At 35.2% G+C, this 16,186-nt stretch carries 16 protein-coding genes; 10 read left to right on the top strand and 6 right to left on the bottom strand.

Features of this window, described 5'->3' with window-relative positions; genetic code table 11:
* The 3 genes from H8787_RS02270 to wecB all read right to left on the bottom strand — a co-directional run bounded on the left by H8787_RS02270 (nt 1) and on the right by wecB (nt 3,393).
* A complete protein-coding gene (locus H8787_RS02270) occupies nt 1-1,311 on the bottom strand; it encodes a glycosyltransferase family 2 protein (RefSeq protein ID WP_037598007.1) in 1,311 nt (436 codons plus the stop codon).
* Between the two features lie 143 nt (nt 1,312-1,454).
* Entirely contained in the window at nt 1,455-2,243 is a 789-nt protein-coding gene (locus tag H8787_RS02265; protein ID WP_119056641.1) for a hypothetical protein, read from the bottom strand.
* A 1-nt stretch (nt 2,244) separates the two neighbouring features.
* A complete protein-coding gene (gene wecB, locus H8787_RS02260) occupies nt 2,245-3,393 on the bottom strand; it encodes a non-hydrolyzing UDP-N-acetylglucosamine 2-epimerase (protein ID WP_187328149.1) in 1,149 nt (382 codons plus the stop codon).
* Between the two features lie 435 nt (nt 3,394-3,828).
* On the opposite strand from wecB, the gene H8787_RS02255 reads away from it, so the two are divergent.
* The 5 genes from H8787_RS02255 (at nt 3,829) to H8787_RS02235 (ending at nt 8,117) form a co-directional block, all read left to right on the top strand.
* Nucleotides 3,829-4,404 carry a TetR/AcrR family transcriptional regulator gene (locus tag H8787_RS02255; protein ID WP_049477144.1) on the top strand — a complete coding sequence of 192 codons (576 nt, stop codon included), beginning with the start codon at nt 3,829-3,831 and terminating at the stop codon, nt 4,402-4,404.
* 845 nt (nt 4,405-5,249) lie between these two features.
* Nucleotides 5,250-5,843: a TetR/AcrR family transcriptional regulator gene (locus H8787_RS02250; RefSeq protein ID WP_017649257.1), complete on the top strand. Its 594-nt coding sequence runs from the start codon at nt 5,250-5,252 to the stop codon at nt 5,841-5,843.
* 4 nt (nt 5,844-5,847) lie between these two features.
* Entirely contained in the window at nt 5,848-7,179 is a 1,332-nt protein-coding gene (locus H8787_RS02245; RefSeq protein WP_017649258.1) for an MATE family efflux transporter, read from the top strand.
* A 145-nt stretch (nt 7,180-7,324) separates the two neighbouring features.
* Entirely contained in the window at nt 7,325-7,513 is a 189-nt protein-coding gene (locus H8787_RS02240; protein WP_014713950.1) for a hypothetical protein, read from the top strand.
* Nucleotides 7,506-8,117, top strand: coding sequence for a Fic/DOC family protein (locus H8787_RS02235; RefSeq protein WP_017649259.1), 612 nt, complete (start codon nt 7,506-7,508; stop codon nt 8,115-8,117). The genes H8787_RS02240 and H8787_RS02235 overlap by 8 nt, the downstream gene beginning before the upstream one ends.
* Nucleotides 8,118-8,272: 155 nt before the next feature.
* Here H8787_RS02235 and H8787_RS02230 read toward each other — a convergent pair whose 3' ends face one another.
* Together H8787_RS02230 and H8787_RS02225 are read right to left on the bottom strand one after the other, a co-directional pair.
* Nucleotides 8,273-9,013 carry a hypothetical protein gene (locus H8787_RS02230; RefSeq protein ID WP_048800906.1) on the bottom strand — a complete coding sequence of 247 codons (741 nt, stop codon included), beginning with the start codon at nt 9,011-9,013 and terminating at the stop codon, nt 8,273-8,275.
* An 8-nt stretch (nt 9,014-9,021) separates the two neighbouring features.
* A complete protein-coding gene (locus H8787_RS02225) occupies nt 9,022-12,096 on the bottom strand; it encodes an SEC10/PgrA surface exclusion domain-containing protein (protein ID WP_187328148.1) in 3,075 nt (1,024 codons plus the stop codon).
* A 219-nt stretch (nt 12,097-12,315) separates the two neighbouring features.
* Between H8787_RS02225 and H8787_RS02220 the strand changes: the two genes are divergently transcribed.
* The gene (locus H8787_RS02220; protein WP_187328147.1) at nt 12,316-12,657 is read left to right on the top strand and encodes a helix-turn-helix domain-containing protein; all 342 of its coding nucleotides are present in this window, start codon (nt 12,316-12,318) and stop codon (nt 12,655-12,657) included.
* Nucleotides 12,658-12,819: 162 nt separating this feature from the next.
* Here H8787_RS02220 and H8787_RS02215 read toward each other — a convergent pair whose 3' ends face one another.
* Complete coding sequence (locus tag H8787_RS02215) at nt 12,820-13,830, bottom strand: hypothetical protein (protein WP_187328146.1); 1,011 nt, start codon at nt 13,828-13,830, stop codon at nt 12,820-12,822.
* A 123-nt stretch (nt 13,831-13,953) separates the two neighbouring features.
* Here H8787_RS02215 and H8787_RS02210 point away from each other — a divergent pair, with 123 nt between their 5' ends.
* From H8787_RS02210 to H8787_RS10210, 4 genes are all read left to right on the top strand, one after another.
* Nucleotides 13,954-14,271, top strand: a complete 318-nt coding sequence (locus H8787_RS02210; RefSeq protein WP_187328145.1) for a hypothetical protein — start codon at nt 13,954-13,956, stop codon at nt 14,269-14,271.
* A gap of 3 nt (nt 14,272-14,274) precedes the next feature.
* A complete protein-coding gene (locus tag H8787_RS02205) occupies nt 14,275-14,622 on the top strand; it encodes a hypothetical protein (protein ID WP_187328144.1) in 348 nt (115 codons plus the stop codon).
* 244 nt (nt 14,623-14,866) lie between these two features.
* Entirely contained in the window at nt 14,867-15,658 is a 792-nt protein-coding gene (locus tag H8787_RS02200) for a cell division protein FtsK (protein WP_316242646.1), read from the top strand.
* Between the two features lie 90 nt (nt 15,659-15,748).
* Nucleotides 15,749-15,964 carry a hypothetical protein gene (locus H8787_RS10210; RefSeq protein WP_316242645.1) on the top strand — a complete coding sequence of 72 codons (216 nt, stop codon included), beginning with the start codon at nt 15,749-15,751 and terminating at the stop codon, nt 15,962-15,964.
* Nucleotides 15,965-16,186: the final 222 nt, after the last annotated feature.

The following is a 16,186-nucleotide window of genomic DNA, read 5'->3' as shown; positions in this document are numbered from 1 at the left end:
CTATCCTGCAAATCGCTTTGTTTTAACCCATTTGGTTCCATCACGGTGGAAGAGTTTGTCCAATGTAACAGAAGTTACAGCATCAATTGAAACAATAATAAATAACTGCGAGTAAGTAAAATAAGATACCAATGCTAACCAAATCTGCTTAGAAGTTGCTTGACCAAATTGGGAAGCAAGAGAGATATTGATTTGTAAGAGATACAGCATAATCATCAAAAGCCAATTAAACAACATCAATTGCGCAATGTAAATATTACTTGAATCAAATGTAAAAGGAATATGAACACTTGGGACAAATAGATGAACGATAATAGCAATCACATTTGACAAAAGGACAATATCCGATAAAATAATCGCTGCATTAAACCAGAAGAAGACACAAGAATAGTAGGCTACCTCTAATTTCACGCGCCAATTGCTCTTGTCAAACAAATGCTTGAAATTTGAAATAACAACTTCATAATTTCCTTTAGCCCAACGTTTCCGCTGCATATAATAGCTTTTAACTGTCTCTGGTTCTTGTTGGAAAGCTTCAGAATTATAAGCCAAAGCAATCAATTTCCCACTTTGCATAATTTTAAAAGAAATATCAGTATCTTCTGTCAAGGCGCCATTTCGCCACCCACCAATACTTTTTACAAATTCCGTATTGATGATAAAATTTGTACCAGGAATACGACCAATTTTAAACATATGCCACATACCAACATGCTGAATTCGTTGCGTCACGACAATCTCTTGATTGATACAACGTGTTAAGAAATTTTGATTAGCATTTCGTGTCTTGTTTCGACCAAAAGAGGCCACATGGCGTTCAGGATCTTCCAACACTTTTTTAACAAGAAAATAAAGAGCATTTTTCTCTGGCATAGCATCCGCGTCATAAACACAGATATAATCGCCCTTAGCTATTTTCAAAGCGTCATTTAACACACCCGCTTTCCCTCCGGTCCCTTTTCGATCAGTAATGGTAATATCTCTTGTAGCGTACTCTGACATCGCCTTTACGTTTAACATTTCTTGATAAGTATCATCTTCGCAATTATCTGCAAATAAAAGCAGTTCAACTTTATCATGAGGATAATTCATATCCAAAATAGCCCTTGCGGTTTGCGCAATGACCACATCTTCATTATGAGCTGGTACGACGATCGTGACCTTTGGATAATACTTTAAAGGACTAACATCTACTTTAAAATCACTATGTTTCAACCAAAAATGAACACCAGAACTCAAGGTTACTAGACTCCAAATTAAGGACAACCAAATGGATACCAAGGTTATAATCATAATCAACTGACTAATCATGGTTCACCGCCTTAAAGTTTTTATTTACTCTATTGTAAATGACTAAATAGCAAATAAATAATACAACGAAGCATAAAGTAAAAAAGATACTAATTGCTAATGCTACCCCGAAAAAAATATTGGTGATTGTCACAAATTTCCTCCTAATATTCTACAATAATGTCTGTTTCAAGTTGTCTGTCCAGATTTTTAACAAAATCATCAAAGTTTAAAAACTTTTCACAATTTTCTGAATCAATCAACAGATAGCCTGATTTATACTGCACTTCGTGCACACTTTTACTAGTTTTAAAGCGAAGCAAAGACAATTTAGCAAGCATATTGTGCTGGAATATCTCTGCTGGAGATTGCCCTTCTCCCGAACATAAAATGAGAAAATTCCCATTTGAAAGATAATAAACAGCACCTGTTCCCTGCATACATTTCTTTAAAGTCACATAGATCCGCACCAACATCCAACGGAATTCTTTAGGATAAATTTGTTGAAAATAATCATTATGTGCCCAATGAACTAATAAAGCTTGTAAACTTTCTTCTCGCCCATCTTGAATAGCTTGTAAATGATGTTGATACATTTCCCTTACTTGCTCAGTATGATCCTTGACAATAGAAAGATAGGTTCGTCGGTGAACATTGACTTGTTGTGATATGCTTAAAATAAGCGGAAAGGTAATCAATAGTAGAAAACATTGATTTGTTGGTATATACACAACACCTGCAACCAAAAAAATTGTTGCCAATACACTGCTAAAGATCAGTAACCAAGTGAGCAGCATATCTGGTAAAAGAAATACACTCAAAACCGCAAGAACTATCAAAATAATTTCAATATTTAAAATACTGCTCGCAAAATAGAAACTATAACTAACAATTGCTAAGATAATCAAGATAAGTAAAGCAATTGTCCATTCCAGTTCTCTTTTTCGATACATCTTATTCTCCTATCACAAAATTTTCTGGTCTTTCTGCACGACCAAAGTAATACGCAATCGCTTCTACAATCCGCTCAGAAGCTCTACCATCACCGTATGGATTGCTAGCTTGAGACATTTGATGATAAACAGTCTCATCTGTCAACAATGTCTCCATAGCCTCGCGAATATTCTCACTTTCTGTTCCAACTAACTTCAATGTCCCAGCAGTCACGCCTTCTGGTCTCTCTGTCGTATCACGCAATACAAGCACCGGTTTTCCTAAAGAAGGGGCTTCCTCTTGGACACCTCCAGAATCAGACATAATGAAATAACTTCTCGCTGCAATATTATGAAAATCCACAACATCTAAAGGCTCAATTAGATGAATCTGCGGATGATTGCTAAGAATTTCCTTTGCTGCCTCTTGAACGGCTGGACTTAAATGAACAGGATAAATGACCTCAACATCATCATGCGCTTCGACCACTTGCCGCAAGGTTCTAAACACACGACGCATTGGTTCTCCTTGATTTTCACGACGGTGCATGGTAACAAGAATAAGCCGATGATTTGATGGTATTTGCTCCAAAACATCATGATGATAATTCTCTTGAACAGTCAATTTTAAAGCGTCAATCGCTGTATTCCCTGTAACAAATATGGTTTTTTCATCATGATTTTCCTTAATGAGATTTTCTTTACTTTGCATCGTTGGGGCAAAATAGAGATCTGTTACAGCATCTGTCATTTGACGATTCATTTCTTCTGGAAATGGAGAATACTTTTCCCATGTCCTCAAACCAGCTTCCACATGTCCAATTCGAACTTGATTATAAAAAGCTGCCAAACTTGTTGCAAATGTTGTCGTTGTATCTCCATGTACCAAAATGATGTCAGGTTTCACTTCTTTTAAAAGTTTGTCCAGTTGGTTTAAAATTTTTACAGTAATATCCGTTAATGTTTGCTGCTTTCCCATGATATTCAAATCAATATCTGGTTCAATATTAAATGTTTGTAATACTTGATCTAACATTTGTCGATGTTGTGCAGTCACAACTGTCATAGTTTCAAATTTCTCTGATTGTTTTTTCAATTGAAGAATAAGTGGAGCCATCTTGATAGCTTCAGGTCTTGTACCAAAAACGACCATTACCTTTATTTTTTTCACGTTTTCCTCCTTATAACAGAATGACACAAATAAAAACGCCTAGCTAAAATAAGACAGCCACCCCCTACTATACACTAATATTGTACCGCTTTAAATTTATACCGTCAATATTTTAGCATATAGTTTTTATGATTTTAATCTATTCTCCATGTAAAATATCACATAGCTATTAAGATTTTCATAACAGTAGAATGCTCATAAGCTAAAAATTGCACATTTGCTATTACATCATAATTAAACTATTTTATAAATCTTTTTGCTTAGCTTTTACGACATCATTTATAAATGTCAACTATCTTTCACATTGCATAAGCAGATATTAAATATTTTGTATTTATTAAATGCTATAAAATTATTCCAACAATTCCACAGTTTTTTATTGAAATCTTTTTCTATTTTCTTTATACTAAAAAAGAAAATAAGAGGTATTTTCATATGGTAAAAGGTAATAAACAAAAAATTTTAGACGCCTTCTACGATTTAGCGATGCTAAATCCTGATGAAACTAATCTTTCGATGAGCGAGCTCGCCAAGAAAGCTGGTATTTCACGTCAAGCAATCTACAAACATCATTTTCACAATATTGATGATATCATTGCATTTATTCATGATAGTATCGATAAACCTGTTTACGAGACATTTTTAGAATATAGTACATTGACAAATAAAGACCCCTTTCTTTTCATTGCAGATAAAATTTTTCCTATCCTTTATGAAAATAGAAAATGGTTAAAGATGCTGTATTCTAGCTCAATGGACCCTCATTGGACCAATTATTTAAAAAAGATTTACACAAAATGGGCGCTTGAAAATATCAAACCGAATCAATCACTTATTGATTTACCAGGTAACTTTATCATCTCCCTACTGGTTCATTATGTGATTGCCAACATTGAAGTGTGGATAACCCAAGAAAATCCACTCCCACCACAAATCTTCAAAGAAAAATTTTTAACCCTCGTTCACACCTCAATTGATCAATACATATCGTCAGAGAAAACTGAAAACTAACTATCACAAAAGAGACTGAGCAAACAGTTCAGTCTCTTCATTTTAGACTAACTCTAATACATTGAAATAATAGTTGAGGTGAGTTTCTCAAAAATGGCACAAAAAACACCCAATGAGGTAAACATTGGGTGTTTGTAATCGTTGCTGTAAAGCGGTTCTTAACGTTTTGAGAATTGTGATGCTTTACGAGCTTTCTTAAGACCTGGTTTGAACAGAATTAGTTTTAATAAATTTCAAAACCCTTTAAAATCAGCGCTTTCCCCTATTTACAGAAAGCGAATTTTCATCTAATTTTAACTAATTTGATTTGAATGGTGTGAATTTTACCCCACAAATACACGAATTGAGCTGCTAAATACCAAAATTCACACCATTATTGTTTAAAAAACAAAGCAAGTGATTTTCTAACAGTCACTTGCTTTTTGTATCAATGATTTTCTACAAAATCTAAAATATCTTCATAGGTTAATAAGGAAACAATCTATTCAACAGTTAAATGAAGTGTTTTTTATTTTTGATATACGATAAATCATGTTTTCTAAATATCATAGGGTTTGTTATTTAAAATATATTTGTGATAAGGTTTATGTAATGCAGGATGGAGTTTTAATTAGTGATGATAAATTTGTAGTTAGGGGTGAAAATATTGCTTTTCAAAAAAGAAACTTTTGCCTAAAATTCAAATGAAACATTGGAATTTCTAAATCTTAGTTATTATATAAAGACGCTTAACCTTTCTTTATGGGGAAATATTATATTAGAGCTTGCCTATTTGAGATATTGACAATTTTGGTTAGTTAATGTTAAGATATACCTACCGACATATATATCGGTAAGGAGGATAAATGAAAAGAGAACGGCTAACAGCAAATGAAAGAAAATTAGAAATACAGAATATTGCATTGGAAGTTTTTACAATAAAGGGATATAAAAACACAAGTATGCATGATTTAGTACAAGCTACCGGACTATCCGCAGGAGGATTGTATCATCATTATAAAAGTACATCTGAAATTCTTTACGACATGATGATCCGAGGTTGTAAATATAGGGAAGATATTATTAAAAAAAAGATATCTGAAATTCCAAAACCTTTAGGTATAGAGGTGTTAGCTGAACTAATTGTTGATAAGGCACTTTCCAGCAATACATTTGTTCCAATATATGTTATGTTCTTGCAGTCGATGCAGGAAGATGAAACCTTACAACAACTTTATAAAGATATAAGGGATAGTAATATAAGGGATTTTGAGCAAATGTTAGAGGAAAACGGATGTTTGAAGATTTCTAAAGAATCTTGGAGTCTACTCAATGATTTGGTTAATACTTTCATTTTAGGTTGTGAGACATTAGGAATCAGGGAACATTTAATTTCACAACGTCACATTCTTAAAAAAATGATAATTGACGTTCTAATAGAAAACAGAGAAGAGGTGTAATTGTATGAATAAAAATAGTAAAGAGCTGTTAACAGAGCAGCCATTACAAATATTAATTAAGCTATCATTACCTGCGATATTAGGAATGATTGTTATTGGCTTATATCCGCTAATGGATGGTATTTTTGCGGGTCAAATACTTGGTGAAAAAGCCATGACGGCAGTAGGCATTGCTACCCCATTTACCTACATCAATACTGGGATTGCTACTTTGATTGGTGTAGGGTCGGCATCTCTACTTTCCAGAGCAATTGGAGAAGGAAATCAAAGAACCATTGACAAAGTTATGGGGAATCTTTGCTTTTGGGTTTTGTTATTGTCAACAATAGTTACAATATTAGGTATTTTATTTTGCGGACAGCTTCTTATGGTATTTGGAGCTAAGGGAGAACTTTTAGATCTTTCTACTCGTTATTTACGAATTATTTTTCTTGGATCCCTATTTGTGAATTTTGCACAGGCAGCTAATATGGTAATGCGTGGTGAAGGGTTAATGAAACGAGCCATGTTAATTATGTCATTGGGAGCAGGAATAAATATAGTATTAGATCCGGTTTTAATGATAATGTTTAAAGGACATGGAGTCGAGGGAGCTGCTATTGCTACAATAACAGCACAATTTATTCAAGCAGTATTTACGCTTTGGTATTTTAAGAAAAAAAGTGAAACTGTAAAAATTGGTTTGATGAGAAAAGAAAAGGAAATAACAGGAGAGATGTTTTCGGTAGGAGTTTCTGCTATGCTTATGCAGGTGCTTACTATTATTCAACAGAGCTTTCTTTATAGTCAGGCATTTCGATATGGAGGAGAAACATCAGCAGCCATTATGGCAGTATCATTAAGAATACAAGCTTTTTCTTTCATTCCGCTATGGGGAATGAGTCAAGGATTACAACCCGCTATTGGTGCCAATTTCGGAGCGAAGCAATATAATAGGGTGAAAAAAATATTTAATGTTTTTACTATTAGTTCAATCGTATTGGCAGCTTGTTTTTGGATACCAGCAGAAGGATTTGCTAAACAGATTCTTAATTTATTTGGATTGTCTGATGAAACACTACTTTTAGCGGTTCCAAACTTTCGTATAATGTATAGTATTTTCATTGTTTATGGGGTAATGATTATGATTATGACATTTTTCCAAGCGATTGGAGATGGTAAAACAGCTGGTATTCTAGTTATGTTAAGGCAAGTGATTTTATTTATTCCAACTATGATTTTCCTTCCGCACATATTTGGAGCACAAAGTATTTGGTATGTTATACCTATAGTTGATGGCATTGTTATATTATTGGGATTGCAAAGATATTTTACAACAGTTAAGAAAATGAAATAGCTAATAAATTATGTAGAAGAGCAGCAAATCGAAAGGTTTACTGTTTTTTCTTGTTTATTATAAAAAGAAAGGAATCTCTATTCCTTAATGTGAGCATACCGAATTTATGATATAATAATAGTAGCACTATACAAGGAGGTGTGCCGTGACTCTTGATGTAAATAAAGAAGAATTAACAATTTTAGGGATTCCCTTTGATAACTTTTCAGATTTTGATACCGTCTGGTATGCTATTGGGTCATCAATGATTGAAAATTATGAACCTACCGTTCAAGATGTGATTGATTTAAAAACTTATGTTATCAACAGACGAAAGGAATTGAACATTGGTTAAAAATCAATACGAAGGCTACGAGTACATTGACCCTAATCACCAGTATACCTATCCAAATTCTACAGTCTTAATCAACAAACAAAATATCACAAACGTTGAAGAAGCCTATCGGAATGAGCATTTATTCGTTACTAGAAGGCTTGCAGACTTGCGCTTGAAACCTATTGAAGTCTGTTCTATTAGTGATATTTTAGCCATTCATAAATATTTGTTTCAAGATGTCTATGCTTGGGCGGGACAATATCGCAAGGTGAATATCTCGAAAAGTGGTAATCCTTTTATGCCAATACAATCTTTTAGTACTGCTAAAGCCTATATAAACCACCTTATTCATACCTATTATCAAACTGCTAATTCAAAAGATGAGATTATTAAACAATTAGCAAAAATTCTTGATAATCTTAATTACTTTCATCCTTTTCGAGAAGGGAATGGACGAACTCAACGAGAAGTCATTCGTTCCTTAGCACTATCAAAAGGGTATTCTGCACAAATACGAGTGGAACAAGATGATGAAGTTTATAACCTTTATATGGATGGAACAGTCTATGGAGATTTAGGAAAATTAGAAGAACTACTTTGTAAAATATTGATAGAAATTTAAGAAATAATTGTTTAACATCATAGGCTACAATGATATATTAAAAATTCTCAACTGCACAAAAATGAATACGGGCAATTTTTAGTTATTACCATATAGTTCTGTGGCAACTTCAAAATTTAAAAAAGCAAGAATCAATGACGATTCTTGCTTTTTATCTAGTCTACTTTAACTCCTTTTGTATTAGGAGAATCCATAACAATATGACCAGTCGTTCTTGTAATTAAATGAGTTGACGATTTCCCACTGTTAGAGTCATATGTATAAAAAGTAATATATTGACTATCAAAGATAGTTGCCTTTCCGACACTATTAAACCTATGATAACCACGTAAATCAAGTGGAGTGTCTCGTGGCAATGCATTCCAATAGTCAGACCTTACATATTCAAATTCTTCACTAATAGTCTCATTACCAGAAGCATCTGTCTTAATGTTTACTTTCAAATCTTGATTCATTGCATCCTTACCAATATATTTCTGCGCTGTTGCAAGTGAAGCTTGCCCATCAGGATTAGTAGTTCCCTTTAAAGATGTAATCCAATCTTGTTTGACTTGTTCATACCATTTTGGAAGCTGTTTTAAGATTTCTTTGTCAGACATTTTGCTGATATCTCCAAGTTTTAAACTCCTTGGTACGGAGTAAATTTTAACCTTACCTTTATTCACCAACCAAATAGCAGATATTTCTGCATTTTTATCTACTTTTAAAACATCATACCATAATTCATTTTTTGCTGTCTTAAAATGTTCATAAATACCAACTGGTTTTTTAAATTCATTTGTTGCTGATTTTTCTGTCTTTTGAGCAGTTTCTGATTGCTTTTGTATCGTGGAGCAAGCACTCAATATCGTTACTACAGATAAAGCTAAACAGATTACTTTTACAATTTTTTTCATATACTCCCTTATCCTCTTCTTCCCTGTTTTCTACGTACACCAAAGCTAAGACTTGCTAAGATACCCATACCTATCAATGCCAACCATGAACCTTTTTCTCCAGTTTGTGGGAGTTGTTTGTCAGTTCGGCTATAAATATAGCTTGAGTGAATGGTTGGACGAATCTTTTTGCTTGTGGTCATTGGTTTGGCAGTTTGACGCATTGAAAGAGCTTGTGCTTTTTCTTCTGCTGCTTTCTTAGAAGCAACCCACTCCTCATAAGCCTTCTTCACCGCCTCATACTGGCTATTTGCATCCCGTTGGTCTCTCAACAACTCTGCTAATTTGCTACGCTCTACATTCACCTTCGCAACAGCTTCCTTATGCTTCGCACTTGCTTCCAATTGTTTTGATACCGCTTCACCAAGCAACTTATCTGCGTTCTTATACATGACCAGCAAGTTTTGTTGGTCTTTGAGGGTTCCTTCCAGTTTTGCACGTTCCGCAGCCAATTTGGCTTCCGTGTTCTTCGCAGCTGCCACCGCTTGTTCTGCGGCTACCAATTTGGCATCTTCATTTGCTTTACTTGCTTTCAACACAGCCAAGTTGTTTTCAGCTGCCGTCAAGGCTTGTTCTGCGGTACGAAGCGCCGCTTGTTTTTCTTTGATAGATGCGTTCAAGTTGGCAACCGCTTTGTCTGCCGCATCTTTACGAGCTTGCGCATCCTTGCGAGCAGTCGTTGCTTTTTCAAGGGCTTCACTAGCAGCTGGTGTAGCGTCTTTCACCCCGGTGAGTGCTGCCAATTTGGCTTTGGTAGCGTTGAGCATCTGTTGCGCTTCCATTGCTTTGGTTTCTGCTTCACGAAGGGCGGTCGCAGCCTTTTGAGCCGCTTCTTCTTTGGCAGCCAAGACCGCTTGCGCTTTTTGCAAGGCAGCTTGTTTTTCTTTGATAGATGCGTTGAGGTTGGCAACCGCTTTGTCTGCACTCGCTTTGCGTGTTTCTGCGCTAGTACGCGTTGCAACTGCTGCACGGTGTGTCATTTCAGCGCTAGGTGTTTGGAGCGCTTGGTTGCGTACAGTAGCCAATTCGCTTTGTGTCGTGCTCAGCGCTTGATGAGCTGCATCAAAAGCAGCTTGTTTAGCAGTCAGAACCCCATTGGCTTCATTGAAGGCTGTGAGTGCGGCTTGAAAGTCACTTTCGGCTTGAGCCAAGTCTTTTTCCAATTGCGTCGTGTCATATGGGTCTGGTAGGGCTTGACCGGCGTGTGCAGTTGGGAAACCAACGTAATGCATGCGACCAAGACCGTTTGGCGTCACACTGGATGCAACACCAACCGCTGTATCATCTTGTTCATTAATAAGCATGTTTGCCATATGACCAAAATTACTATGATAATCATCCACCATCATGCCGACAATGGTTCCTGCAATAAAGCGATACATTTCCGTCATGGTTGTGGTGCGAGTGCGAAGTGTACTAAGGTTTTCATTCATCCATGTCAATTTTGAAGAAGGTGTTTCACCAGCAGCCAGTGCTGCATGACTGTGACCAGATGACCATGGTTTGTTTTCTTTGGCATACGCTTCGGCAACTTTTTGTACATAGTCTATTGCTTCTTCGGTTGTATATGTTTTTACATTTGTACCCCAGATTTGGCGACGTACTGCTGTAACTAAGTGTGCATAATATTGGGTTAAGGCTTTTGCTTGTTCACGGGTCATATGAGCCGGATCAACGGTTGATGGGTCAATTGGTACATTTCCATCCCGTTCAATGTCGTAAGCACCTTCTTCAATCCACTTGTTGAAGACTTCTTGAAGCGCATCTTTATCGGCTTCTTCACGGTCAGAATCCAAATACTTCTTATACGCATCAATCACATATTGTGGCACAGTAATGGTAGACAACTTCTTCTTAGCATCCAATTCTTTCTGCAAGGCATCGCGTTTGGCTTCTGCTGCTTCTTTGGCTGCTTTCTTGGCTTCGGCATTTTTCTTGGCTTCCGCAAGGGCATTTTCGGCGTCCGTTTTAGCTACAGCTTGTTCTGCTTCTTTTGTGGTTAAGTCTTTGATTTTGGCATCACGATCGGCGTCTGCTTTCTTGGCTTCATCCAATTTTTGAGCGGCTTCCACTTCTTTGGTTTTGGCGTCAGAAAGAGCCTTCTCAGCAGCTTTTTGTTCATCCAAGACCTTTTGGGCGCCGGTTCCATCGAGGGCTGCCTGAGCCGTTTCTACGTCCTTTTTAGTAGTGTTGACATCCGCTTTAGCAGCGCTATCGGCTGCCTTTTTCGCAGCAGCATCGGTTGCCGTATCGGTTGCCGTTTTGCTTTGAGTGGTTGCTTGGTCTTTCAAGTCCTTGATTTGGGTATGACGGTCGGCATCTGCCTTTTTAGCGGCTGCCAATTTTTGAGTAGCATCGCTTTCTGCCGTTTTGGCATCTTCTAAGCCTTTGTTGGCCGCTTTTTGTTCATCAAGAGCTTTTTGTTCGCCTGTGCCATCGAGCGCTGCTTTGGCGGTATCGACCCCTTTTTTAGCCGTATCAACTGCTTTTTGTCCAGCGTCTACCCCTTTTTGGGCTTGTTCTACCGCTTGTTTTTGGGTAGTAGCCGCGTCAGTCGCTTTTTGTGTGGCGTTAGCTGCGGTATCACTTGCTTTTTGATTTTGTGCAATCTCTTTTTGCGTATCAGTTACGCCTTTCTCTGCTTGAGCAATTGCATCTGGTGTAGCGGCAGCCTTATTCTTCTCCGCTTCGGCTACCTTGGCATTGGCATCTTCTACCGCCTTTTGGCTGTTCGCTTCCATTTGAGCACTTTCAGCTACTTTCCCAGCTTGGTCGGTCACCGCCTGATCAGCTTGTTGTTTGATGCCATGTGCTTCCTCAACCGTCTTCTCTGTTGGGGTGGTGGTGACCACAGCGCTATCCTTCGTCAATAGAACACCGTCTAAGACTTTAATATTATGTGCCTTGGGTGCTGTTACATCAGAAGACAGACTAGTTGACGGTTTGGTCAATTCTTCTGCTTGCACAGTTGCCCCACTAGCTACACCAAACGCAGCCAGTGCTATAGCCCCTGTCGCCGCACCTTTAATAACCTTGTTTCCCATAGTTCCCCCTGTTTTTTAACTTTTAGGAAGGCTTGACTACAAAGTCAAGCCTTGTTATATGTAGTATAACAAGCGTTTTTGTCAAGTATTTAGCACTTGTTTAGAACTATTTTAACACAAAATTAGTCTACAGGCAATATATTAGATATTTTTAGCTTGTATGCTGGTTATTTTGTACTTGTAAACTCTGTATCATATTTTATATACGAGGTTATCATTATGACAAAATTTTATTTACGGCAGTACATAGGAAAAAGAGTACGAACTTTACGAAAAATCAAATCAATGAGTCAGCAAGCTTTAAGTGAAAAAGCAGATGTTGGAACGGATTATATTTCAAATTTAGAAACGAAAGGCTCTAACATCAAAATAGATACGCTTGAGAAAATTTTGACTGCATTAGATTCTAATACCGTAGAATTTTTCGAAAGTCAGGTTAATACAGAAAATAAGGAACTGCAAAAATTAGTTGATGATTTGCTTGAATTACCCTCATCTGAACAAAAACAACTATTAACTGCTTTTCAAATTCTTATTAAGATAGCGAAAGATAAAAATTAAAACTCATTTAATATACAAAATACGAACAATATTTGATCAGTTAATTACTGAACTTACATTGTTCGTGTTTTATTTTTTAGAAGTCACTAATCTTGAATTCTAATTGATAAAAGATGATCTTAAAATTATGTAAACTTAATATCTGAGTGTAAAAAGTAATAATTATTTAAAATATTTTCTTATTTCTCTTTCATCTATTTCAATATAATCTGAAATAAATGTTAATAGCTCATCTACAGTTCCATTAAACAAAGCAAAATCTGGGTTAAATTCTTTTGAGATTGAAATAATTTTTTTCACATATTGCGTTTCAACTTTTACAAGTTGTTTTATTAATTCCAAAGCATTGTCCAACAAAGCGTGGTATTGTTCAAATTTGTATGATGTTACTAATCCATGAGAAATGATTTCTTCATCAATTAGTTTATCTCTATAATTGTTTATATCATTTTCATACTTATTACGCACAATATAACCTAATGATTGGTTATTTTTTATTTCTTTTAAAAAATAGTCAATAATAAGATTGAAATATTTTAAAAGAGTTTTATTTAGGTTTTTTAGATCTTTACATTCAATATTATTATTATTTATAACAAAATAATTTTGATAGCTACATTTTAAATATGATACGAGAATACTATTACTATAAACAACACTAACAATTGCACTTGCTACAATACTATTAAAATTCGGCAAATTTATAAGTTCTTCGCGTTCAAAATTTCTCTCTCCTAATATCATTGAAAATTCAGCAGAATCGCAAAGAATATCTATTACTCTCTCAAAGTTTTCATCGTTTTTTAGAATACTTTCTAAAAATCCAAGATATAAAATTGCTAAAGCAATAATCTCATATTCAACATCTTCGCCCCATAGAAGTTGCCCTGTAGTTATTTTCATGTTTTCTGATATTAATTCTGCAACAGTATACGACATTAGGGGTCTTTTTGTTTGTTGATTGTTATAATTCATTATTCTACTCATCACCTCAATAGCTGCTTGGTGATCATCAATATTGCTTCCATAAAATGTTCCATATTTTGTTTTTAAAAGTGAGTATGGTTGTATATCTTTATGATTGGAAAGATACTTATCTATTCGTTGAATGATTAAACTATTGACTAATTTGCTAGCAAGCGAAAATTCTTTTCTTGTATTTTTATTTAACATTTTTACATTCCTTTTCTTAATACATTTTTAAAGCTATTGTACAATATTTATAACAAAAAATCAAAAAATAGTTAACTTTACGTACAACTATTTTCATGATAATATAATTGATAAAGAGGGGAGGTGATTGTAATAAATCAATTACTTAAAAAATTATATTATGAAATCGTTGAATTTCGCTTGACAAAATTTGGAAATATCTCATATCAAAAAATTACAAACGATCGTTATTTTGATAATGTACCAGTCAACCTTTGGCAGTTATGGTATGGAAATAGTTCATTGTCATTTAGAAATCTCGGTTTTAAATACGTTTCAGATGTTGAACAAATGTCAAATGATGAATTAATTGGTTCAATTTATAAAGAATTTTGTTCAATTGCTCAATTGCAAAATATATTTGCAAATTTTTCAAAGCAGAATTGCGAGGATAAGTACTAAAATATGGAACTTTTCGGAATCAAAACAAATAGTGAAATTTTGATGCATAATACAGTTAAAATTCAAAAAACTAGCGAAAAAACAGGAAATACATATAATGTAGAAGCTGTTCCAACTTTACAATTAATCTCTATTGGAAAAGCTATTCAGGATGGCGAAAGTTGGAAATATTCAGTTGTAGATAAAAAATATGATTTACAATATATAGTTAAAACTTCTAACTACGTTGAAGCACAATTTGGAACAATATTAGAATTTAAAAATATCTACTGTGGTGTATTGCAAACAGGAAAAGTCTGGGTTAAAGCTGACTCTGTAGCTCTCGTTACTCATCAACAACGTAATGCGTAAATACAGAAGAATCAAACGACAAGCGAATAGTAAACTACAAGGCTATCAACGTGCTCTGATAGCTTTGGCAGTTACTATTCTTTGTTACATAGTATGTTTAACTATCATAAATGCTAATAACTTTCTTTCTAAATTGTTTATTCTTCCAAGTAAATTTTTCTTTTTTGCAATTCTAGTAGCTATTACTACTTCAATATTGAGCTGGAAAAATCGTGAAGAAGTATCAAAATTAAAGATTAAAAGTATGTCAAAACAAGCATATAAATTAGCACGAAAAATACATCGATTGTTTAATGATAAACAAATTACCGATGTTCTAAAACTCTCAAATTCGACGCGATACGGCGATGAAATGCCAGAAGTTGCAGTTTTTATAGAAGAAAATTTAAATGAGGGATTCATAGCAATTGAAAACATTGCGAATTATGATAGAGCAGACAGAGAAAAATTTGAACAGAGGATCTCGGGACTTTTAGCAGGTAAACATCAACGCTTCGCAGTCGTTTCAAGTGAGTTAATATCTGGTGATAGTTATATTATCTTCTATTTTGAAGATACTTTGACTTCGCAACGTTTATATATCAAAGATAATATGAATTTTTTGAAAGAGTTTGTTAGTGATGATAAACACGCTCTTAAACTTTCAAAAAATTTAACGTGGCATGCTGATATAACAGCTCACTTGTCAATTATAGCAAGGACACGTGCGGGAAAATCAGTTTTGGCTGGACGGTACATGGCTAACTTAATGTTGCTACAGGATTGGATGGTAGAATACAATTCTGCCAAATATGACCGGTATGTAAAAGAATTTAACGGACAATCTGACCCTACTAAGATTGTAGAACGCGCTGAATACTGGTGCTCCGTGATGGATGAACGACTAGCTGAAATCAATGAAGCAGGTAAGGAAAAATATCTTGAAATGGATAACATGCCAGATATTGGCCTATTCTTTGATGAGTTGGGGAATCTTAACGCTTCTCTTGAATCATTAGATAAGGTTGATAAAAAGCTCAAAATCACTTCACGGTAGACTACTGCTATTAACCGTTTATCAGCCACTGGTGGAGCTGCTGGTATTCATGTCATTGCTATATCACAGTTTGCGACAAAAGAAGGTTTTTTGCCTTCGTTAGCTCGTGTCAATTGTTCAGATGCTGTAATCATGCTTGGGGGTGCAGCAGATTCAGCAGATGAACGTAAGTATCTTATGAGTGGATTTGCCGACATGCCTAAACGTAGCTATGGAAAAGGTCAGGGAATCGCTCGTATTATTGGCTCTGGTAAAAAGTGGGAAGTTCCACACTTTTATGAAACAGCTTGGTTTGATGAGAGTTAAAATTATTTGATTTAACTGACTAGCGACATCTGTCAGTTGAATCAAATGATTCATGACGAAACCGACGAGTCATGAGGTCGGTCAGCTTGAAAAGCTGAAACAAATTTTAACTATTCTTACGCCTGCAGAGCACTGGGCTTGTCAAGTGCTCTGCATATAAAAAAGATTGATAGGACAAGGATTTGAAGTAAATTATCAAATTTCAAATCCTTGATTTATCAA

The sequence above is a fragment of the Streptococcus sp. NSJ-72 genome (assembly GCF_014334035.1).
Lineage (GTDB): Bacteria > Bacillota > Bacilli > Lactobacillales > Streptococcaceae > Streptococcus > Streptococcus constellatus.
This window is presented reverse-complemented; position numbering and strand designations above follow the sequence as displayed.

Bases quoted from the DNA above. Each gene is read 5' to 3' on its own strand.
- H8787_RS02270 (WP_037598007.1), bottom strand. From the start codon at position 1,311: ATGATTAGTCAGTTGATTATGATTATAACCTTGGTATCCATTTGGTTG.
- H8787_RS02265 (WP_119056641.1), bottom strand. From the start codon at position 2,243: ATGTATCGAAAAAGAGAACTGGAATGGACAATTGCTTTACTTATCTTG.
- H8787_RS02255 (WP_049477144.1), top strand. From the start codon at position 3,829: ATGGTAAAAGGTAATAAACAAAAAATTTTAGACGCCTTCTACGATTTA.
- H8787_RS02250 (WP_017649257.1), top strand. From the start codon at position 5,250: ATGAAAAGAGAACGGCTAACAGCAAATGAAAGAAAATTAGAAATACAG.
- H8787_RS02245 (WP_017649258.1), top strand. From the start codon at position 5,848: ATGAATAAAAATAGTAAAGAGCTGTTAACAGAGCAGCCATTACAAATA.
- H8787_RS02230 (WP_048800906.1), bottom strand. From the start codon at position 9,013: ATGAAAAAAATTGTAAAAGTAATCTGTTTAGCTTTATCTGTAGTAACG.
- H8787_RS02225 (WP_187328148.1), bottom strand. From the start codon at position 12,096: ATGGGAAACAAGGTTATTAAAGGTGCGGCGACAGGGGCTATAGCACTG.
- H8787_RS02220 (WP_187328147.1), top strand. From the start codon at position 12,316: ATGACAAAATTTTATTTACGGCAGTACATAGGAAAAAGAGTACGAACT.
- H8787_RS02215 (WP_187328146.1), bottom strand. From the start codon at position 13,830: ATGTTAAATAAAAATACAAGAAAAGAATTTTCGCTTGCTAGCAAATTA.
- H8787_RS02205 (WP_187328144.1), top strand. From the start codon at position 14,275: ATGGAACTTTTCGGAATCAAAACAAATAGTGAAATTTTGATGCATAAT.
- H8787_RS02200 (WP_316242646.1), top strand. From the start codon at position 14,867: ATGTCAAAACAAGCATATAAATTAGCACGAAAAATACATCGATTGTTT.